Here is a 19,501-nt window from a genome sequence, read left to right as displayed (position 1 = left end):
ACAAAAGAGAAATGCGATGCCCATTAAACATCTCCCTTTACGCCTAACTCTCGCCACAGCGATGTTAGCTCTTGCGTCTCCTACCCTGGCCAACCCTGCCCCTGATGATTGGCAAAGCGTGTTAGCGGAAGCCGAAGGCCAAACCGTTTACTGGAATGCCTGGGGCGGTGATACGCGCACCAATCGCTACATCGATTGGGTGGCGAAGCAGATGCAGGCACAGTACGACGTTGAGGTGGCGCACGTAAAACTGGACGATACGGGCAGTGCAGTAGCGCGGGTACTGGCGGAAAAACAGGCGGACAATAACGACGACGGCAGTATCGATCTCATTTGGATCAACGGCGAGAACTTCGCGGCGATGCGCGAAAGCGACCTGCTGTTTGGCCCCTTTGCAGAATCGCTGCCCCATTTTGCGCTCACCAATGCCACCGATAACCCAGAGGTGGTGACCGACTTCACGCTACCTACAGAAGGCTATGAATCGCCCTGGGGTAAGGCACAAATCACCTTTTATTACGACAGCGCTCAAACCGAGACACCACCCCAGGATATGCAGGCACTACTCGCCTGGGCCAAAGATAATCCCGGCCAGTTCAGCTATCCGCGTATTCCCGATTTCACCGGCAGCACCTTTTTAAAGCAGGCGCTGATCGAGCTCACCGATCAGGAGAAGGCACTTTATCAGCCGGTTTCAGAAAGCGATTTTGAGACCGTCACAGAACCGCTATGGGCCTATTTAGACGCGCTGCACCCGCACCTGTGGCGCAGTGGTCGTGCTTTTCCCGACTCTGGCCCCAACCTGCGCACGTTGATGAGCGACGGCGAGCTAAGTTTGGCGTTTTCGTTTTACCCCACCGATGCCGCTGTGGCGGTGATGGAGTATGAGCTGCCTGAAAGCGTGCGTAGCTACGTGCTGGAAGGCGGCACGTTGGGTAACGTTCACTTCGTGGCAATTCCTTATAATTCGCCGCATAAAGCTGGCGCCATGGTGCTCGCCAATTTTCTGCTTTCACCGGAAGCTCAGGCGCAAAAGCAGTCGCTCGCGATGTGGGGTGATCGCAGCGTACTGGATATCGAGCAGCTCGACGCCGAGAACCAGGCGCTGTTCGAACAGGGTGATCGCCACCCTTCCGAGCTACCGGCGGACGCGCTGTCGAACACCCTGCCTGAACCGCACCCCAGCTGGATGACCGCGCTTCAAGACGCCTGGCTTGAGCGTTACGGCGTTAACTAACGATGCTGCGACTGGCCCCAGCTCTCATTATTGCCCTATTAGTATTCCCCGTGGGGGCGGGTCTTATAATGGTTCTGCTGCCTGCGTTTGGCTACTTGCCAGCACTAGGCGGCTATGGCGCCAGTTTAGCCCCCTGGCAAATGCTGTTCGCCCAGCCGGGGCTAGGACGCTCGATGGCGGTGAGTTTTGCCAGCGGGTTAATAAGCGCGGCTGTCGCGCTAGTGATTGTGGTGCTGTTTTTAGCCGCCAGTCGAGGCACGTGGTTAGATCGCGGCATACGACGGCTGGTATCACCGCTACTCGCCATCCCTCACGCCGCTATCGCCTTTGGGTTTGCCTTTTTGATTGCCCCTTCGGGTTTGGTGGCGCGACTGATATCGCCGTCGCTGACAGGCTGGGAGCGCCCCCTGGACGCGCTGATTATCAACGATCCCTGGGGGCTCTCACTGATGGCGGGGCTGGTACTCAAAGAAGTACCATTTTTGCTGCTGATGAGCTTGGCGGCACTGCCGCAGTTAGCGCCGGAGAAGCGCCTGATGCTGGCGAGGTCACTAGGCTATTCCCCCACCATTGGCTGGTTAAAAACGGTGCTTCCCTCCCTCTATCCACTAATTCGCCTGCCGGTTTATGCCGTGATCGCCTACGCCACCTCGGTTGTCGATATGGCGCTGATTCTTGGCCCGAAGCTGCCCCCCACGCTGAGCGTGTCTCTCTTGAGTTGGTTCAACGACCCGGATGTCAGTCATCGCTTTATGGCTTCGGCGGCGGCGGTACTGCAACTCGGCGTCACTGTCGCTGCGCTGCTGTGCTGGTGGCTGCTAGAACAGCTGATCCGCAGGCTGACGCGGTACTGGCTGACCAATGGCAGCCGCCAACGCGGCGAAATTATCCTGCGCCTCGTTGGCCGCTCGGCATTACTGCTTTCGAGTATCACAGCGCTGGCGGCCTTGGTTGGGTTGGGGCTATTTTCACTGGCTGGTTTCTGGCGCTTTCCAGAAGTGTTACCGCAGATGCTAACGCTGGACCACTGGCAACGCAGCGGCCCTATGCTATCTACACCGCTCATTAATACGGCATTGATTGGACTTATTTCTACCGCCTTGGCCACGGCGCTAGTGCTGGCAACGCTGGAAAATGAACACCGTCAGCACATTCAACCCAAGCGCGCGTTATGGTTACTCTATTTGCCCCTATTAGTGCCGCAAATCGCCTTCCTGTTTGGACTGGTCGTAGCGGCGGAAAGCCTGGGTATTCGCCCTCAGCTTGGTTTGGTAATCGCGGGTCACCTGCTGTTTGTGCTGCCCTATGTGTACCTCTCCCTGGCTGAAACCTATCGCCGATTGGATCCGCGTTGGCTAGAGGTAGCGCGTTCACTGGGGGTGTCACGCAGTGCCGCTTTTTGGCGGGTTCGCCTGCCGCTGTTGCTTGCGCCGCTGTTAACGGCGTTTGCCGTAGGTTTGGCAGTGAGCATTGGCCAATACTTACCCACCCAGTTACTCGGTGCGGGCCGCGTGACAACCGTGACAACCGAAGCCGTCGCGCTTGCCTCTGGCAATAATCGACGCTTAATCGGCGTCTGGGCATTAGTGCAGGCGAGCCTGCCGTTGATTGGCTTTATGCTCGCGCTGGGACTGCCCCGTTTATTGGGTACCCACCGCCGTGATTTAGCTACCTAAGAGGGACTTTGTGACAGCTTCTTTTTGCGCGCCGCTACGTCTTGAAAAAATTAGCATCGCCCTGGCCGGCCGTGAGTTACTGGCAGTGGATGCCACTATTACTCCCGGTGAGGTACTCACGGTAATGGGGCCCTCGGGGTCGGGAAAATCTACCTTATTAGCGTATATTGCAGGCTTTCTTGATCATGAATTCACCGCCAGCGGCGGCGTATGGCTGGGTGAGCGCGATTTGCTCAGCCTTCCCGCCGAACAGCGCAATATAGGGCTTCTGTTTCAGGACCCGCTGCTATTTCCGCACTTAAGCGTGGGCGGCAACTTGCGCTTCGGGCTACCTCGCCACAGCAAAGGGAAGCACCAGCAGGTTAGCCAGGCCCTGGAGCAGGTTGGGCTAGCGGGCTTTGAGTCCCGCGATCCGTCCACCCTTTCCGGCGGCCAGCAATCACGGGTGGCGTTGATGCGTCTGCTGCTTTCCAAGCCGCGAGCGGTGCTGCTAGACGAACCGTTTTCCAAGCTGGATACGGCGCTGCGCCAGGAGATGCGCACGCTGGTGTTTAGCCAACTACGCGAAGCCGGCCTGCCAGCGCTGCTGGTCACCCACGACCACGCGGATGCCAACGCCGCGGGGGGGCCGGTCATTGAGCTCGGCTGAACTCCCCCCTCGGCTAAGCATCGTTATCCCGGTGTTAAATGAAGCAACCACCCTCGCCGCTCACTTGACGGGGTTGCAACCGCTGCGCGCGCAGGGGGTCGAAGTGCTCGTGGTGGATGGTGGGAGCGATGACAGGAGCGCTCAAATCGCCCAACCACTGGCGGATCGTGTGCTCAACAGCCCGACCGAACGGGCACGACAAATGAACCTGGGCGCACAGTACGCCACTGCACCCGCGCTACTGTTTCTGCACGCGGACACCCAATTGCCCAAGAACGCCATTGAGCAGATACTCCAAGCGCTTAAACGCCACGCCTGGGGGCGTTTTGATATTAAGCTTTCAGGCTACAGCGGCTGGCTGCCCGTGGTGAGTTGGATGATGAACCAACGCTCCCGGCTTACCGGCATCGCCACCGGCGACCAGGGCATGTTTATGCACGTGAGCACCTTCAAGGCAGTCGGTGGCTTTCCCGAGCAGCCGCTGATGGAAGACGTTGAGCTGTCTAAACGGCTCAAGCGGTTATCGCGCCCCGTCTGTTTGAAGGCGAAAGTGGTAAGCTCGGGCAGGCGCTGGGATGAGTTTGGCGCGTGGAAAACCATCCGCCTCATGTGGCGGCTGCGCTACCGCTACTGGCGCGGCGTTAGCGCCACTCAACTCGCCAAGGAGTACCGCGATGCCCGCTGAAACACCTCATCTGCATTTGCTCGCCAAAGCCCCGCTGCCGGGGCAAGCGAAAACGCGCCTGTCACCCCTGCTCGGTTTGGAAGGTGCTGCCAACGCTCACGCAGAGCTTGTGCGCCACTGCGTCGCCAATGCCTGCAAAGCGCTGCCCGCGGAAAAAATCACGCTATGGACAGCGCTTGACCATACGCACCCGCTGTTTATCGAACTTCGTGAAGCCTTTGGTGTGACGCTAAGCGCCCAGCCAGAGGGCAACTTAGGCGCACGGGTTCGCCACGCGCTGAACAGCACCCCAGGGCCTGCCATGCTAATGGGCAGCGACTGCCCAAGCATCACCAGCGCGCTGATTGCCACCTGTGCACAGCAGTTGGCCAACGTTGAGGTGGTGATGTTACCCGCCGAAGATGGCGGCTACGGTTTTGTAGGCACCCAGCAAGACTATCCCGCATTGTTTGAAGGTATCCCCTGGGGTACCCAACGCGTGCTAGCGACCACTCAGCAGCGCATTGAGGCATTAGGCCTGCGCGCCGCCTACCCCGCGACTATTTGGGACGTGGATCGCCCCGAAGATTGGCAGCGCTGGAAAGGATTGCCTGTATCGATGTAAGCAAGTGGGCACTCTCTTCACACAGCAAACACTGATACTTACCTTACTAACGCTGGAGCGTTTATTGTGACCCGACAACGTTTGATTATTGCAGCGTTACTGCTTATTGCCATTGGGGCGTTTTTCATTAGTGGTGCCCACCAATGGTTCACCCTAGAAACCCTAAAGGCTTACCAAAGCGATTTCCAAACGGCATTTAATCAAAACCCCTGGCAGGTAGCGGGGATCTTTTTTGCTGTTTATGTGGTGATCACTGCGCTCTCACTGCCAGGCGCCACACTGATGACCCTACTTGGCGGTACGCTATTTGGTTTAGGTTGGGGTCTGCTGATTATCTCCTTCGCCAGCACCATGGGGGCCACACTGGCCTTTCTACTTTCACGGTTTCTTTTCCGTGGCCCTATCGAAAAACGTTTTCCGCGCCAGTTCGCCTCGGTGAATCGGGGCGTAGAGCGCGACGGTGCTCTCTATCTTTTCACCCTGCGTTTAGTGCCGGTATTCCCGTTTTTTATGATCAACCTGGTCATGGGACTGACACGGATCAAAACCGTCACGTTTTACTGGGTAAGCCAGGTCGCGATGCTCCCCGGCACCGCCATCTATGTGAATGCAGGTGGGCAACTAGGTGATTTAGAGAGTCTGAGGGGGATTCTCTCGCCGACGCTTATCGCCTCGTTTTTACTGCTGGCTATCTTCCCCTGGATAGCTCGGCGCATTGTACAACTGGTACAGAAGCGCAAAGCGTATAAAGGTTTTACCCGGCCAGCGCGTTTTGACTACGACATTGTGGTCATCGGCGGTGGCTCAGCCGGGCTAGTCACCAGCTATATAGCCAGTGCTGTGAACGCCAAAGTGGCGCTGGTGGAAAAACACAAGATGGGCGGCGACTGCCTGAATACCGGCTGCGTGCCGTCTAAAGCGTTAATTCGTGCCGCCCGCGCCGCCCATGAGGTTCGCACCGCCCACCGGTTCGGAGTGACTACCAGTGAGCCGCAGGTCGACTTTGCCAAGGTGATGCGCCATGTGCATCAGGCGATTAGCGATATCGAGCCCCACGACAGCGTGGAGCGCTATAGCGGCCTAGGCGTTGAGGTGTATCAGGATCACGCCACGTTGGCCTCACCCTGGGAAGTGCAGGTGGGGGATAAAATACTCACCGCCAGACATATCGTGCTGGCCACCGGCGCAAGGCCCAAAGTCCCCCCGTTACCCGGCATTATGGATGCGCCCGTTCTAACCTCGGAGAACCTTTGGTCGCTTACTGAACTGCCCGAACGTTTAGTGGTGTTGGGCGGTGGTGCCATTGGCTGCGAGCTAAGCCAGAGCTTTGCCCGCCTGGGTAGCCAAGTCACGCTGGTCGAAGGCATTTCCCAACTGCTGGGTCGCGAGGATCCAGAGGTCGGTGAACTAGTTGAAAGCACCCTGGCTGACGAAGGTGTGATGGTGATGACCGACGCCAAAGCGCTGGAAGTTCTTAACGAGGATGGCGGCTATCAGCTAGCGGTGGAGCATCATGGCGAGCGGAAATTGCTCCGCTTTGACTATTTGCTGGTGAGCGTGGGTCGCCAGGCCAATGTTGAGGGCTTAGGGCTAGAAGCGCTGGGGATCACGACCACCCAAACAGGCACTTTTGAACTTAACGAGCGGCTGCAAACCCGCATACCCAATATCTGGGCCTGCGGTGATTTAGCCGGACCTTACCAACTCACCCATGCCGCCGCCCACCAAGCGTGGCATGCGGCCGTCAATGCGCTGTTCGGCGAGCTGAAAAGCTTTGCGGTGGATTACCGCTATATGCCCACGGTCACCTACCTGCAGCCGGAAGTTGCGCGGGTGGGTTTAAACGAAAAAGAGGCGAACGCACAGGGCATTGCCTTTGAGATCACCCGCTACGCCATGGGAGAAAGCGACCGTGCCATTGCCGAAGGCGCGACCCAAGGATTTATCAAAGTACTCACCGTGCCCGGCAGAGACAAGATTATCGGTGCGACCATCGTGGCGGAAAACGCCGGTGAATGGCTGGGTGAATTTACCCTCGCCATGAAACACGGCCTGGGCCTCAACAAGCTGTTGGGCACCATTCACCCCTACCCAACGCTGGGCGAAGCAGCTAAAGCCACGGCGGGCGTATGGAAAAACGCTCACAAACCCGAGCGGGCACTGACACTATTGAAGCACTACTTCAATTGGCGACGCGGTGACAGTTCAGCAAAGAAAATTGACACCTAGCACATCGAACTGAAAGATAATTAGAAAAATGAGTCGACCTAATCGTTACGCCCGCTGGCAGGCGGGTGCACTTTAGCGAATGTTTCAATAATTTCGCGCACCACTTTACGCTGGGCAGCGGGAAGCTCCCGGTAGAGTGACAGCAATTGGCGCTCTTCACTGGTGGATGAAACGTCCCAACTTGCGGAAGGTTCGCTGACCGTATAAGCGCTGCTACTGCCGTAGCGCAAGTGGTGTGGATCGACTAACAGCCAACGGGCCAGAACCTGGAGCTTATCCTGGCTGGGGATCGAATCTCCGCGCAGCCAACGCCTAACGGCCTGAAAAGTGATCGGCTTTCCCCAGTAACGCAGGTTAAATTCCCGCTCAAGCACTGACGGCCGCGCTTCGTAACCGGCTGCTTCTAGTGCAGCTTTCAGACGCTCGGCGAACATGATTTTTTCATTCATGCCGCCAATGTGAAGCGATTGTTCAATAACAGTTGAATAACGGTTCACCTTTTGATTGAATCATTAATTCAATTTCGAGTTTTCGCTTAGGCGAGTTGCTATGCTAAGCGCTGAGAAGCGGCGCTTGAGGAGTCATTCAGGATGAGTGGCACACTATCTCCATCGGTGCAAAATCTCGACAATCTGTGCCTTAAGCTGGCCTTGCTATGCGGCTCGAAAACCCCTTTTGAGCTTTTTGAACTGCTGGCTAAAACGCTACATGCGCTTACCCAGGGTCAACCAGTGGTACTTTATCGCCGATTGAGCACAGGCAACCTTCGTTTGGCCTACTGCTATCCACTGGAAAGCACACTCGCCTCTCATCACGCGCTGCTCTCTATTCATTGTTACGACGACCTAGCCGCCTCAGAGCTGCAACTGTATGAGCTAAAGGGCGAACATGAAGTGTGGGGGTATATTGGGCATTCACCTGCCGCCTACGCAGGGCCTGGCAAGTGGATCCAACTACTCATTGATATTGCTTCCCAACGCTTACGCTTGTTAAAAGCGGAACGTATGGCCACCCGCCAGCTAGGTTTAAAGTCGCGCCGCAGATTGCTATCCAGAGATATTAAACGACTGACTTCCATTGATGATATTTTGCAGCATCATGGCGCTAGCTGGTGCGATATTTTTCAGGCCGAAGGCATTGCGCTGGCTTATCAGGGCGATCTCCACTGCTTTGGCAAATCCCCCTCCAGGCCCCAGATATTTCATCAGTTACAGCAGTTGAAACAGTACAACGCTCAAGACGAGATTGCCGAGCTAAACGGGAGCTGCCAAGGCGGTCTGGCGGCCCAGCTCAGCGTCGCGAATGCCTCGTTAGGCTGGTTAGTGCTGTTTCGCCAACAGCCGCTCCTCCCCGCTCTGGTGGCTGATACAACGCTTCAAGACGTCTTGAGTTATTGGATGCCGCTGGAAGCCTCTATGATGATTGAGCTGGCCGACGATTTAGCCGTGGCTATAACGGCCCAGGAGGTTGTTCGCCTCAATCGCCAGTTAACCAAGACCAATCAACGTCTCGAGGGCCTGGCCCATACCGACCCCTTAACAAAGTGCTGGAACCGCTACTACACAGAGCTTGTGATTGAGGATTTGATCCATTCGTCAGTCAGTTTTGCCCTGTTGATGTTTGATATTGATGATTTTAAAAATATTAACGATACCTATGGGCACGCAACTGGCGATGATATCTTGCGTGATATGGCTCAGTTAGTGCAGGAAACGTTGAGACATGAGGATCACCTTGGGCGCTGGGGAGGCGAAGAATTCGTCATCATATCCAAGGGTCTAAACCAGGACGCCAGTCTAAAGCTGGCTAACCGGCTCTGCCACAACGTGGAGCAACACGCCTTCAATATCGCTGGCACTTTAACAATCAGTATCGGCCTGACCCTTGTCCAGCCCGACGACCGGCCCCGTCAGTTATTTGAGCGGGCGGATCAAGGTATGTATCTGGCTAAAATGGCGGGTAAAAACCAAGTCTTTGTCTGTTAATCCCCAACAGCACCTTGCTTCTTCTATAGGCGATGTCCATGCAGCAATTATTACTCATGGGTGCGGGCCATGCCCACGCCTTTGTACTCGAAGCCTTCGCCAAACAGCCTGAACCAAGCATTGCGGTTACCGTGGTGAGTGATAGTCCTTTAGCAGCATACTCCGGCAGTGTACCCGCATGGTTAGCGGGAGAGTGTACGTTACGCGAGACACAGATTGACGTCGCAGCATTGTGCCAAAGAGCCAACGCTCGGCTAATTCTTTCCCCAGCGAAAATGATCGACCCCCAGGAACGTTGCGTAACGCTGGCGAATGGCGAGCGCGTTAATTTTGATGTGGCCTCCGTCAATATCGGCTCGACCCTGGCGCCTCCTCCGCTAAACGGAGAGAACCTACCCAAGCTACTCGCCATGCGGCCATTGAGTAGTCTGCATCAACGCTGGCAGGCGCTGAAAAATGACATTAGCCACTTACCCAGCGGCGGTGCCCAACGGGTGGTGGGCGTCGGAGGGGGCGCCGCTGGCTGTGAGACACTGATGAGCGTGCTGGGCCAGCTGCGCAAACAGCGCCCGGATATTGTCTGGCAGGGGCATTTGCTCAGCGCGTCTAACGCGTTATTGCCCGATGCCGGGCGCGTGCCACGCTGGCTAATGCGACGCGCGCTGTCACAGGCAGGTATTACCGTTCACGTTGAACAACGCGGCGAAACACTGATTGAAGGCGGAGTAACAACCCAGAACGGTAAACGCATCGATGCGGACATCGTTCTGTGGGCAACGGGGGCTGTCGGTCATCCATGGCTGGCGGGGACTGATCTGCCGTTGGATCAACACGGTTTTATCCGCGTAGACAACAAGCTGGAGGTCACCGGCCAACCGAATATGTTTGCCGCTGGCGACTGCGCAGCATTTACCCCAGCGCTACCAAATGCAGGAGTGTATGCAGTGCGCATGGGGCAACACTTAGCGGACAACCTCCGCCGCGCCTGCTACGACAAAACGTTACTCCCCTGGCAGCCGCCCAAACGCGTATTGGCACTGATTGGCACCGGCGACGGCCGCGCGATTGCCAGCCGGGGAGGCTTTGGGGTATCCGGAAAATGGGTATGGCAATGGAAAAAGCGGATTGATGCGCGCTTTATCGCCCGCTTCAATCCGCCTTTTGAAGACTAACCGGCTATCAGTTACCTTCGCGCCAGCCGCCTAAAACCCGACTATCCGGACCAAAGAACACCAACCGATCATGGTCGATCAAATACCGATAAGCGGTCTCCATCATATCGGTGACCCGCTTGGCATCGGCCATTTGCGGGCACGCCATGCGGGTGGTGGCTAACGGGCTAAACTCAATACGTTGGTTCTCACCGAGTTTTACTTCGCCAGTAAAGCGGTTACAGCCGTCGTGGCCGCTCACTTTGCCCTCTTTTGAAATCTGGAAAAAAGGCGTTTCCGGCATGGAGAGCCGCTCATCGGTCCCCACCAGCAATAAATTCCAACGTTGGTCGACGATAGCGCCTGAAAGCGAGGCGTCACTCGGCCCTGATTGCGGCGAAGTGCTTGGCCCTGGCGAACTGCTACAAGCACTTAACAGTAGCGCAGCGGAAGCGAGCAGTGGCAGTAAACGCCAACCTTTCGTGGTCATGGTGAACTTTCCTTGTGTCATAGCCTTTGTGGAACAGTCTGTGTGGAATAAAGCTTGTGTAATAGTTACCAGCTACCGGTGTTTTCCATGGAGGCCCATGGCTCTTGCGGTGCCAGGGCATCGCCTTTCTGCAGCAGCTCCACAGAGATTCCATCCGGTGATTTAACAAACGCCATATGGCCATCACGAGGTGGGCGATTAATTGTCACGCCATTGTCCTGCAGGTGCTGGCAGAGCGCATAAATGTCATCCACCCGGTAGGCTAGGTGGCCAAAGTTACGCCCGCCTGTGTACTCTTCCGGATCCCAGTTATACGTCAGTTCAAGCTCTGGAGCCGTCAGCCGCTCTGAGCGTGGCTCATCTTCTGGTGCGGCCAGAAACACCAGGGTGAAGCGTCCTTTCTCATTCTCTTTACGGCGTACTTCTTTAAGACCCAGCAGGTCGCAATAAAAGCGCAGTGAAGCATCTAGGTCACTAACACGCACCATGGTATGTAGATATTGCATATCGACTCCTGATAAAAACGGGCTTGGTTACACTTTACAGAAACGTGACAACGAAAATAAATTGCTACAACGCTGTATAATTAAATCATACCGTTTATCTTAGCTGGGTTTACCCGTCGGAGAAACCTGTGGATTCAGTCACGCAAGCCGCACTTGGCGCAACCATTGGTGGAGTCGTACTGGGCCGACGCCTAGGCCGGAAGGCCATTCTCATCGGCGCCGTACTGGGCACCCTGCCCGATCTTGATGTAGCGTTGGATTATGGCGATGCCGTGGCCAATGTCACCGAGCATCGTGGTTTTAGCCATTCGCTTTTTGTACTCACAGGGCTAGCCACCCTATTGGCGCTGCTTTGCGCACGCTTTGCTCCCGCAAAGGATATTAGCCTGCCCCGCTGGTGGTGCTTTTTTGCGCTTATATTGCTTACCCATCCGCTGCTGGATGCGCTGACCACTTACGGTACCCAGTTGCTTTGGCCGCTTGATCTCGCTCCTGCCGCGTGGCCGATTATTTTTATTATCGATCCGCTCTATACGCTGCCGTTGTTACTCACCCTGGGGATCGCCTTGATCTCTCAACGGGTCCGTAAAGCCTGCACGTGGGGATTGGCCATCACCAGTGTTTATCTAGTGGTAGCAGCAGGTGCGAAGTTAGCGGTAGAGCAACGTCTTGCCCCAGTCCTTGCGGAGCAGGGGCTTGAAGAAGCTCCGCTGCTGTTACAGCCAACACCGTTTAACATTGTGTTATGGCGCGCCACAGTGATTGACGGCGACCGCTATTATGAAAGTCTAATCAGTGTGTTTGACGGCGACCGTCAACCGCGTCTTGAGCCGCTGATTCGTAACACTGAACTAGAAATGTTCGCTTTGGCCAGCCAGCAAGGGCAGCGCTTAACATGGTTTACGGGACCTTTCTTGCGCTACGAAACGCGGCAGTTGGATGGAAAAGAGACGCTGATCGCTACTGATATTCGACTCGGTTTCCCAGGTTTTCATCCGTTTAACTTTACACTGGCAACGTTAGAGGACGAACGCTGGGCGCCGCTTGCGGTCAGCGAGCAGCTGGAAAGTACCCGCGGCATTCAGATGGAAACGCTATCGCGTCTTGCTGCTCGTGCCGCAGGCAACACCTCGGCCCTGTGCGCCAGCGACTTTGTGGCACATGAATGGCGGGCCGAGCGTGTGATTTATCGCTGCTGAGCTAGCGCTTTATTAGGGCGCAATACCTTGGCCACAGCCGCTATATTGCTCTCCACCATAGGTCAGCGTAACGCGAGCGGGGAAAGGCTTGCCGCTCATGTTATCGAAACAGGCTCCAGCGTCGATACGCACGCGGAAAAAGGGCTTCACGTCGGCGTTTTCAATTACGACCCGACCCGCTTCATTGTCCATCACACTAACCATATAAGGTAGTTGAAGGCGCTCTTCCCCGTAATTCGTCTCCATCGTCAGCGTTGGCGTGTCATTCGCTAAGGCAACCGTCCAGCCCGGTTCGTTACCCTGGCCAAAGAACATCACGCCGGGCTGGTCAGTGCGGGTTAAGGCGTCACGCTGCTCGGCCAGCGAGCACTGCAATTGTCCTCTTGGCGTTTCCACTAACGCCTTGTCTCCCCGGTTCCAGAAGCTGATCTCACCATCTTGGTAGCGTGCGCCGCTAGCCACGACGGCTTGGGGCAGTTGCCATGCGCCATGCAGCGACCATAGGCGCAAATCGTTGGCATTGGTGGCGGTGACTAAGTGCTGCTGAGCAGGCTCGCAGTGCCACGCATCAAAGGCCTGCGCAGAGCCAGGAAAAAGCGCCGATGGCAGAAACGGCGCCCGGTTATCCAGCGTTGCTTGGTTAGCGGCGTTCGTTTCTGTGGAGGGCGTCGCTGCACACCCCCCAAGCACCACTATTAAACTGGCAGCGGCGATAGCCCCACCCCATGCTTTTAACGTATTCATACGTCATGCTCCCTGTATAACTAATTCTATTACTTGCTGAACAACTTACCCACGTTTGAACGCCTGCAGATCATGCGTATCGATACTTTCCACCTGCGGGGGCAACCCTAGCTCTTCGCGCTTGATTTTAACCTGCATTTTTTCCGCTAGCCGTTCGGCGTCGTCATCGGTGGTGCGCCCATTAAGCTCCGCCAACTGCGCCATGCCCTGGTGATAGAAAGTGAGCAGATCCAGCGCCGTGCGATTGTTCTCTTCCACCGCTTTACGCAGTTGCGAAAGATAGCCACTGACTTGTGACAAATGATGTTTGAGCTGCCAGACGTAGCGCACCTCCGTCATCCAGGGTCGTTCACGCAGCACAGCAAATAGCGCGCTGGTGGCCAATAGCCCAAGTAGCACGCCTAGGGCATTGAGCCATAGGCTGCTGCCAAAGGTGGAGGTAAGGAGCATTGAGAACAGGAGGCCGAAAATAATCAGTTGCCCCGCCATGGCAAAGCTGATCATGCGGGCTTTGCGGCGGTAAGTCTCGGGGTCGTGATGTTCTAGGGTAAATACCATGGCCAGCCTCATTATCGCTGCAAACGCCCTATGATACGGGGCTGGCCAGGGCAAACAAGTAATAGTATTCGACTCCCCGCGCACAAATTGACGCAAGGGCGCTGTAGACCCTTCCATGGGCGCTACTTTCGCCATCTGACCGCCATGGATGGCGGAAATGCCGGAATTGTTGGGAACATTTTCCGGCCCTGGCGAAAGACCCTTGCTTTAACTTGTCCCCGGTTGTGTATGTACCTACGCCAAGCGATCTGCAGCCGTTTTGAGTAAGTGTTCGGTCGTTTCCCAGCCCACGCAGGCGTCGGTGACGGATACGCCGTAGCGCATCGCGCCAGGTTTTAGCGGCTGCTTGCCTTCGAACAGGTGGCTTTCCAGCATCAGCGCGACCAGGTTGGCTTCTCCTGCCTGACGCTGCGCCAATACATCCAGCATTACTTCACTCTGGCGGCGATGGTCTTTACGCGCATTGGCATGGCTGCAATCCACCATGAGCCGCGGGTTTTGCCCGGCATTACGCAGCGCGGTGGTTGCCGCACGTACGTGTTGTGCCTGATAGTTCGGCTCGCCGTGCCCGCCACGCAGCACTACGTGGGTGTGCGGGTTGCCTGCCGTTTGCTGGACGATTGGGTAACCTTGCGGGTCTACCGCGAAACGCTGGTGCGGATGGGCCGCCGCACTCATGGCATCGATAGCCACTTGTACATCGCCACTGGTGGCATTTTTGAACCCCACTGCCGCTGACAAATCGCTGGCCAGCTCACGGTGCAGTTGCGACTCGGTGGTGCGCGCACCAATGGCTACCCAGCTCAGCAAATCGTCTACATAGGGCGCCAACATCGGCTGTAGGAGCTCGGTAGCCACCGGCAGGCCGCGAGCAGCGACGGCATGCATCAGTTCACGAGAGAGCGCCAAACCACGGGGCATATCGCCGCTACCATCCAAATCTGGATCGTAAGCCAGCCCTTTCCAGCCCACGGTGGTGCGCGGTTTCTCAACGTAGACACGCATGACCGGCAAAATACGTTCGCTGACCTCTTCGCTTAGGGCAGCCAGGCGATCCGCGTACTCCAGCGCTGCATCGGGATCGTGAACGGAGCAAGGGCCAACGACAACAAGCAGGCGATCATCGTGACCACTCAAAATTTGCTGTACGGCGTGGCGCTGACGGGCAATTTGCTCAATAAGCGGATCGCTTAACGCAATACGTTGCCGGAGCTCGGCGGGGGTAGGCAGCCGCTTGGCAACTGACTCAGGCGCTGCAGGCGTTAGTCGAGCAGTAGCGTGGGCATTGGTTACAACAGTTTTATTAATAACAGGGCTGACAGGCGCATTCATGATTAACTCTCCGCGATCGTGTGACATCGTATGGTTGTGTGACCACCCAAGTGAACACGGTCGGAGGTGGTAGCTAGCACCGACCGCGCGTCGCTAAATCGCCAGCTATAGCCATTACCCACAAAATAGGTAGCGAAAGCGTTAGTCAGTGCGCGATAAATCATGATGCTGCTCCTTGATGAAATAATGATGAATAACTATTGCCGAAAATCGCTCAGCCTATACATCGCTGGGGCTCTAAAACGCCAGAAGCCCCGGCGGGGTTACCGACCGGGGCTTCTGTGCTTGCGGCAGGCAACCGAGTGGTGTGCCTGGTGGCGCGACGTTAGGCGTCGGCCAGGGGCACACCGTGGCTAAACCAATACCCATAAAACGCAAAACCACCAACCAATTCTAGCGGTGGATTCACTGTATCTGGTGTGGTTAGTCGCTGCATGCCCATATTCCGTTAGATTCTGTTAGTTACGCTGGCAATCGCTAGCCCAAGTAAAGCGCTTGTGATAAGGCTACCGCCATGGCGCTAAGGTTTAATCCTGCCTGCAAGCGCTGCAAATGGCAATACTCAACCGCCAAAAGCTTGAATCACGCCAATCGTCGCGGGCAGCGCGCTCATACTTACCAGTACCACCAAGCCTAGAAAGATGGACAGGAAACCAGAATTGTCTTTAAAGTTTTCGTCGTGATGGGCCATGTTAGCCTCCTTTTTTATCAACGCTATATCAGGGGGAGCGTTACAACGCTGCGGCCATATTAAGTAGAACGGGGTGCGTAGGCAAACACATCCGAAAACACCCGCTCAAGCTTCATGCCTTTTGTGTCGAGCACATCCAGGCAAGCGTAGACCATGTTGGGCGAACCCGAGATATAAACATCATGGGTATCTGGCGTGATATCTGCGGTTTTCAACACCTGATCAATACGCCCCAGGTGATGGGTGATCCGCTCGCCCGCTGCTAACGGTTCTTCCAAGGGCGATTCGGTTACCGCATGAAAGCAGACATTGTTGTGGGTTTGCGCCCACAGGCTGGCCAACTGTTCCAAATAGAGGTCGCGGTGTTCCCGAGCGGCCCACCACAGCGAAATATCTCGTTGTGGCTGTTCATGCAGTACCGCTTCGACAATGGCTTTCATCTGGGAAAAACCGGTTCCTGCTGCAATCAGCAGCAGCGGCCTTTCGCTCTCGCGATCAAGCACGCACTCACCGCCGGGCAAACGCAGCGTGAGCTGATTGGCTACCTGCAGTAGCTCACGCAGCCGCGCTGAGTTATCCCGTTCCGGCCAGTGTTGAATATGCAGCTCGATAACCCCGTCTCTACGATCTGCACTGGCAATCGAAAACGGCACCCAGGTGGTGTCGTCCAATTTAAGCTCTAAATATTGCCCCGGCGCGTGCTGCATGGCTTCGGCGCGCCCGGTTAGCGTCACACCAAACACATCGGGGCTTAAGTTCTCAACCTCGGTGACTTGGCAAGTCAACGTCCTTGCACTCATGAAAGCCTCTTTTTACAAAGTTGGTCAGCGATACATCGCATTCAGTGTCGAGCGGGCGGCAACTCAAGGTCGATACCCAGCGCTTCCCAGCGTTCATCCACGCGCGCTTTAACGGCATCGTCCATTACAATCGGGGTGCCCCATTCACGGTCAGTTTCGCCCGGCCACTTATTGGTGGCATCTAGCCCCATTTTCGAGCCCAGGCCTGAGACCGGCGAAGCAAAATCGAGATAATCAATGGGCGTATTTTCGACCATCACGGTATCCCGCGCGGGATCCATCCGGGTGGTGATCGCCCAGATCACATCTTCCCAATTGCGTGCGTCCACGTCGTCATCCAGCACAATCACAAACTTGGTGTACATAAACTGACGCAGAAAGCTCCATACCCCCATCATCACGCGCTTGGCGTGGCCGGGGTACTGCTTCTTCATAGTGACCACCGCCATGCGGTAAGAGCAGCCTTCCGGTGGCAGGTAGAAGTCGACAATTTCGGGAAACTGCTTACACAGAATGGGCACAAACACTTCGTTAAGCGCCACGCCGAGAATCGCCGGTTCATCCGGCGGACGCCCCGTATAGGTCGAGTGATAGATCGCATCACGGCGCATGGTCATCCGCGTGATGGTAAACACTGGGAAGTGGTCGACCTCATTGTAGTAACCGGTGTGGTCACCAAAGGGGCCTTCCGCTGCCATATCATCCGGATAGATAAAGCCTTCGAGGATAATCTCGCTGGACGCGGGAACATCAAGGTCGGCGTGTCCACACTTCACCAGCTCAGTACGCGAACCGCGCAGTAGGCCCGCAAAGGCATATTCTGAGAGCGAATCTGGTACTGGGGTAACGGCGCCCAGAATCGTCGCCGGGTCGGCGCCAAGCGCCACCGCAACCGGGAAAGGTTCGCCTGGGTGGGCTTTCTGGAACTCCAGAAAATCCAACGCGCCGCCACGATGGGAGAGCCAGCGCATGATCAGGCGGTTCTTACCAATCTTCTGCTGACGGTAAATCCCTAGATTCTGGCGCTTCTTGTTCGGCCCTTTGGTAATCACCAGTGGCCAAGTGACCAGGGGTGCCGCATCGCCAGGCCAGCAGTGCTGAATCGGCAGCAGGCCGAGATCGACCTCGTCGTCTTCATACACCACTTCCTGTACCGGCGCATGCTTGACGTTTTTCGGCCCCATGCTGAGCACTTGCTTGAAGATCGGCAGCTTGTCCCAGGCATCCTTCAAGCCTTTGGGGGGATCAGGCTCTTTGAGAAACGCCAACAGCTTGCCCACTTCTCTGAGGGCTTCTACCGAGTCTTGACCCATGCCCAGCGCAACCCGTTTGGGGGTGCCAAACAGGTTGCCCAGCAATGGCATGTCGTGGCCTTTGACGTTTTCAAACAGCAACGCCGGGCCACCGGCACGCAGCGTGCGGTCGCAAATTTCGGTGATTTCCAGGTAAGGATCGACTTCGACATGGATACGCTTGAGTTCACCCTGGGCTTCAAGTGCCGCGATGAACTCACGCAAGTCTTTATACTTCAAGGCACGCTCCCTGGCTGGCGAATGCGCCGCTCTAGCGGCGCTCTTTTTTTACCACAAGCTAGCGGCGCTTCATCGCTTCAAAGAACTCCAGATTGGTCTTGGTATCTTTCAGACGGTCAATCAGGAATTCAGTGGCAGCGGTGTCTTCCATCGGATTGAGCAACTTGCGCAGAATCCACATGCGCTGCATTTCATCTTCAGAGGCCAACAGGTCTTCACGACGGGTGCCACTGCGACGGATATTGATCGCCGGGAATACGCGACGCTCTGCCAGCTTACGGTCCAGGTGGGCTTCCATGTTGCCGGTACCCTTGAACTCTTCGAAGATGACTTCGTCCATCTTGGAGCCAGTATCGACCAGCGCCGTGGCGATAATCGTCAGGCTGCCGCCCTCTTCGATGTTACGCGCCGCACCAAAGAAGCGTTTCGGCTTCTCAAGGGCGTGGGCATCGACACCACCGGTGAGCACTTTGCCGGAGCTCGGTACCACGGTATTGTAAGCACGCGCTAAGCGGGTAATCGAGTCAAGCAGGATGACCACGTCTTTCTTGTGCTCAACCAAACGCTTGGCTTTCTCGATTACCATTTCAGCCACTTGCACGTGACGCGCAGGCGGCTCATCGAAAGTCGACGCCACTACTTCGCCACGCACGGTGCGCGACATTTCGGTCACTTCCTCAGGGCGCTCATCTATCAGTAGTACGATCAGATGACACTCTGGGTTGTTGCGCGTGATGGAGGTCGCGATGTTTTGCAACATCAACGTTTTACCCGCCTTGGGCGGCGATACCAGCAAGCCACGTTGGCCTTTACCGATCGGCGCGGTTAGATCGATGATCCGTGCGGTAAGGTCTTCCGTGGAGCCGTTACCGATCTCCATACGCATACGATCGTCTGGGAACAGGGGCGTCAAGTTCTCAAACAGGATCTTGTGCTTGGCATTTTCCGGGCGGTCAAAGTTGATTTGACTGACCTTCAGCAGGGCGAAATAACGCTCACCCTCCTTCGGTGGACGGATTTTGCCGGAAATGGAGTCACCCTTGCGCAGATTGAAACGGCGGATCTGCGAAGGCGATATGTAGATATCGTCGGGACCGGCGAGATAGGAGCTGTCAGCGCTACGCAGGAAGCCGAAGCCATCCTGAAGAATTTCCAGCACACCGTCGCCGTAAATATCCTCGCCACTTTTGGCGTGTTTCTTGAGGATGGCGAAAATGATGTCCTGCTTGCGCGAACGGGCCAAGTTATCAATACCCATTTCACGGGCGATATCAAGGAGCTCGGGAACGGTTTTTTGCTTGAGTTCAGTGAGATTCATCGGTGTGTTAGAAAGTTGCTCATGGAAGCTGGGCGCCAGGCGCCGGGAGTATGACAGGAGGCGTGAAAGTGACGCCGTGTGATGCGTTCAGACCCCGGTAAAGGCACGCGCTCGA

The 19,501-nt window shown here is 56.1% G+C and carries 19 protein-coding genes; 9 read left to right on the top strand and 10 right to left on the bottom strand.

What is annotated here, in order from left to right; all coding sequences use genetic code 11:
• Nucleotides 1–16: 16 nt before the first annotated feature.
• From QEN58_RS02605 to QEN58_RS02580, 6 genes are all read left to right on the top strand, one after another.
• Nucleotides 17–1,237, top strand: coding sequence for an ABC transporter substrate-binding protein (locus tag QEN58_RS02605; RefSeq protein ID WP_280105616.1), 1,221 nt, complete (start codon nucleotides 17–19; stop codon nucleotides 1,235–1,237).
• Between the two features lie 2 nt (nucleotides 1,238–1,239).
• A complete protein-coding gene (locus QEN58_RS02600; RefSeq protein WP_280105615.1) occupies nucleotides 1,240–2,913 on the top strand; it encodes an ABC transporter permease in 1,674 nt (557 codons plus the stop codon).
• Between the two features lie 10 nt (nucleotides 2,914–2,923).
• The gene (locus QEN58_RS02595; protein ID WP_280105614.1) at nucleotides 2,924–3,562 is read left to right on the top strand and encodes an ATP-binding cassette domain-containing protein; all 639 of its coding nucleotides are present in this window, start codon (nucleotides 2,924–2,926) and stop codon (nucleotides 3,560–3,562) included.
• Nucleotides 3,549–4,247 carry a TIGR04283 family arsenosugar biosynthesis glycosyltransferase gene (locus tag QEN58_RS02590; protein WP_280105613.1) on the top strand — a complete coding sequence of 233 codons (699 nt, stop codon included), beginning with the start codon at nucleotides 3,549–3,551 and terminating at the stop codon, nucleotides 4,245–4,247. The genes QEN58_RS02595 and QEN58_RS02590 overlap by 14 nt, the downstream gene beginning before the upstream one ends.
• On the top strand, nucleotides 4,237–4,851 hold the full coding sequence (locus tag QEN58_RS02585) for a TIGR04282 family arsenosugar biosynthesis glycosyltransferase (protein ID WP_280105612.1): 615 nt from the start codon (nucleotides 4,237–4,239) through the stop codon (nucleotides 4,849–4,851). The genes QEN58_RS02590 and QEN58_RS02585 overlap by 11 nt, the downstream gene beginning before the upstream one ends.
• A gap of 66 nt (nucleotides 4,852–4,917) precedes the next feature.
• Nucleotides 4,918–7,080: an FAD-dependent oxidoreductase gene (locus QEN58_RS02580; protein WP_280105611.1), complete on the top strand. Its 2,163-nt coding sequence runs from the start codon at nucleotides 4,918–4,920 to the stop codon at nucleotides 7,078–7,080.
• Between the two features lie 38 nt (nucleotides 7,081–7,118).
• On the opposite strand, the gene QEN58_RS02575 is transcribed toward QEN58_RS02580, so the two are convergent.
• Nucleotides 7,119–7,514 (bottom strand): transcriptional regulator, encoded by a 396-nt coding sequence (locus QEN58_RS02575; RefSeq protein ID WP_280105610.1) that lies wholly within the window; start codon nucleotides 7,512–7,514, stop codon nucleotides 7,119–7,121.
• 156 nt (nucleotides 7,515–7,670) lie between these two features.
• On the opposite strand from QEN58_RS02575, the gene QEN58_RS02570 reads away from it, so the two are divergent.
• Entirely contained in the window at nucleotides 7,671–9,065 is a 1,395-nt protein-coding gene (locus tag QEN58_RS02570) for a GGDEF domain-containing protein (protein WP_280105609.1), read from the top strand.
• 32 nt (nucleotides 9,066–9,097) lie between these two features.
• Nucleotides 9,098–10,237 (top strand): FAD-dependent oxidoreductase, encoded by a 1,140-nt coding sequence (locus QEN58_RS02565; protein WP_280105608.1) that lies wholly within the window; start codon nucleotides 9,098–9,100, stop codon nucleotides 10,235–10,237.
• Nucleotides 10,238–10,244: 7 nt separating this feature from the next.
• Here the strand turns inward: QEN58_RS02565 and QEN58_RS02560 are convergent, their stop codons facing one another.
• Both QEN58_RS02560 and gloA read right to left on the bottom strand, forming a co-directional pair.
• A complete protein-coding gene (locus QEN58_RS02560) occupies nucleotides 10,245–10,706 on the bottom strand; it encodes an META domain-containing protein (protein WP_280105607.1) in 462 nt (153 codons plus the stop codon).
• A 65-nt stretch (nucleotides 10,707–10,771) separates the two neighbouring features.
• On the bottom strand, nucleotides 10,772–11,212 hold the full coding sequence (gene gloA, locus QEN58_RS02555) for a lactoylglutathione lyase (RefSeq protein WP_088698806.1): 441 nt from the start codon (nucleotides 11,210–11,212) through the stop codon (nucleotides 10,772–10,774).
• Between the two features lie 128 nt (nucleotides 11,213–11,340).
• On the opposite strand from gloA, the gene QEN58_RS02550 reads away from it, so the two are divergent.
• Nucleotides 11,341–12,411: a metal-dependent hydrolase gene (locus QEN58_RS02550; protein ID WP_280105606.1), complete on the top strand. Its 1,071-nt coding sequence runs from the start codon at nucleotides 11,341–11,343 to the stop codon at nucleotides 12,409–12,411.
• A gap of 12 nt (nucleotides 12,412–12,423) precedes the next feature.
• Here the strand turns inward: QEN58_RS02550 and QEN58_RS02545 are convergent, their stop codons facing one another.
• The 7 genes from QEN58_RS02545 to rho form a co-directional block, all read right to left on the bottom strand.
• A complete protein-coding gene (locus tag QEN58_RS02545; protein WP_280105605.1) occupies nucleotides 12,424–13,155 on the bottom strand; it encodes an MliC family protein in 732 nt (243 codons plus the stop codon).
• A gap of 45 nt (nucleotides 13,156–13,200) precedes the next feature.
• On the bottom strand, nucleotides 13,201–13,713 hold the full coding sequence (locus QEN58_RS02540) for a DUF3087 family protein (protein ID WP_064236090.1): 513 nt from the start codon (nucleotides 13,711–13,713) through the stop codon (nucleotides 13,201–13,203).
• A gap of 234 nt (nucleotides 13,714–13,947) precedes the next feature.
• Entirely contained in the window at nucleotides 13,948–15,045 is a 1,098-nt protein-coding gene (locus QEN58_RS02535; RefSeq protein WP_280105604.1) for a 3-deoxy-7-phosphoheptulonate synthase, read from the bottom strand.
• A 562-nt stretch (nucleotides 15,046–15,607) separates the two neighbouring features.
• Complete coding sequence (locus QEN58_RS02530) at nucleotides 15,608–15,736, bottom strand: hypothetical protein (RefSeq protein ID WP_280105603.1); 129 nt, start codon at nucleotides 15,734–15,736, stop codon at nucleotides 15,608–15,610.
• A 59-nt stretch (nucleotides 15,737–15,795) separates the two neighbouring features.
• The gene (locus QEN58_RS02525) at nucleotides 15,796–16,536 is read right to left on the bottom strand and encodes an FAD-binding oxidoreductase (RefSeq protein WP_280105602.1); all 741 of its coding nucleotides are present in this window, start codon (nucleotides 16,534–16,536) and stop codon (nucleotides 15,796–15,798) included.
• 41 nt (nucleotides 16,537–16,577) lie between these two features.
• The gene (gene ubiD, locus QEN58_RS02520) at nucleotides 16,578–18,068 is read right to left on the bottom strand and encodes a 4-hydroxy-3-polyprenylbenzoate decarboxylase (protein WP_280105601.1); all 1,491 of its coding nucleotides are present in this window, start codon (nucleotides 18,066–18,068) and stop codon (nucleotides 16,578–16,580) included.
• A 58-nt stretch (nucleotides 18,069–18,126) separates the two neighbouring features.
• Entirely contained in the window at nucleotides 18,127–19,386 is a 1,260-nt protein-coding gene (gene rho / locus QEN58_RS02515; RefSeq protein ID WP_007111700.1) for a transcription termination factor Rho, read from the bottom strand.
• Nucleotides 19,387–19,501: the final 115 nt, after the last annotated feature.

Origin of the sequence: Halomonas alkaliantarctica (assembly GCF_029854215.1) — a bacterium.
Lineage (GTDB): Bacteria > Pseudomonadota > Gammaproteobacteria > Pseudomonadales > Halomonadaceae > Vreelandella > Vreelandella alkaliantarctica_A.
This window is presented reverse-complemented; position numbering and strand designations above follow the sequence as displayed.

Excerpts from the sequence above, each read along its gene's own strand:
- QEN58_RS02560 (WP_280105607.1), bottom strand. The coding sequence starts at position 10,706 with ATGACCACGAAAGGTTGGCGTTTACTGCCACTGCTCGCTTCCGCTGCG.
- QEN58_RS02575 (WP_280105610.1), bottom strand. The coding sequence starts at position 7,514 with ATGTTCGCCGAGCGTCTGAAAGCTGCACTAGAAGCAGCCGGTTACGAA.
- QEN58_RS02540 (WP_064236090.1), bottom strand. The coding sequence starts at position 13,713 with ATGGTATTTACCCTAGAACATCACGACCCCGAGACTTACCGCCGCAAA.
- QEN58_RS02585 (WP_280105612.1), top strand. The coding sequence starts at position 4,237 with ATGCCCGCTGAAACACCTCATCTGCATTTGCTCGCCAAAGCCCCGCTG.
- QEN58_RS02535 (WP_280105604.1), bottom strand. The coding sequence starts at position 15,045 with ATGAATGCGCCTGTCAGCCCTGTTATTAATAAAACTGTTGTAACCAAT.
- QEN58_RS02600 (WP_280105615.1), top strand. The coding sequence starts at position 1,240 with ATGCTGCGACTGGCCCCAGCTCTCATTATTGCCCTATTAGTATTCCCC.
- gloA (WP_088698806.1), bottom strand. The coding sequence starts at position 11,212 with ATGCAATATCTACATACCATGGTGCGTGTTAGTGACCTAGATGCTTCA.
- QEN58_RS02570 (WP_280105609.1), top strand. The coding sequence starts at position 7,671 with ATGAGTGGCACACTATCTCCATCGGTGCAAAATCTCGACAATCTGTGC.
- QEN58_RS02605 (WP_280105616.1), top strand. The coding sequence starts at position 17 with ATGCCCATTAAACATCTCCCTTTACGCCTAACTCTCGCCACAGCGATG.
- QEN58_RS02525 (WP_280105602.1), bottom strand. The coding sequence starts at position 16,536 with ATGAGTGCAAGGACGTTGACTTGCCAAGTCACCGAGGTTGAGAACTTA.
- rho (WP_007111700.1), bottom strand. The coding sequence starts at position 19,386 with ATGAATCTCACTGAACTCAAGCAAAAAACCGTTCCCGAGCTCCTTGAT.
- QEN58_RS02530 (WP_280105603.1), bottom strand. The coding sequence starts at position 15,736 with ATGGCCCATCACGACGAAAACTTTAAAGACAATTCTGGTTTCCTGTCC.
- QEN58_RS02545 (WP_280105605.1), bottom strand. The coding sequence starts at position 13,155 with ATGAATACGTTAAAAGCATGGGGTGGGGCTATCGCCGCTGCCAGTTTA.
- QEN58_RS02565 (WP_280105608.1), top strand. The coding sequence starts at position 9,098 with ATGTCCATGCAGCAATTATTACTCATGGGTGCGGGCCATGCCCACGCC.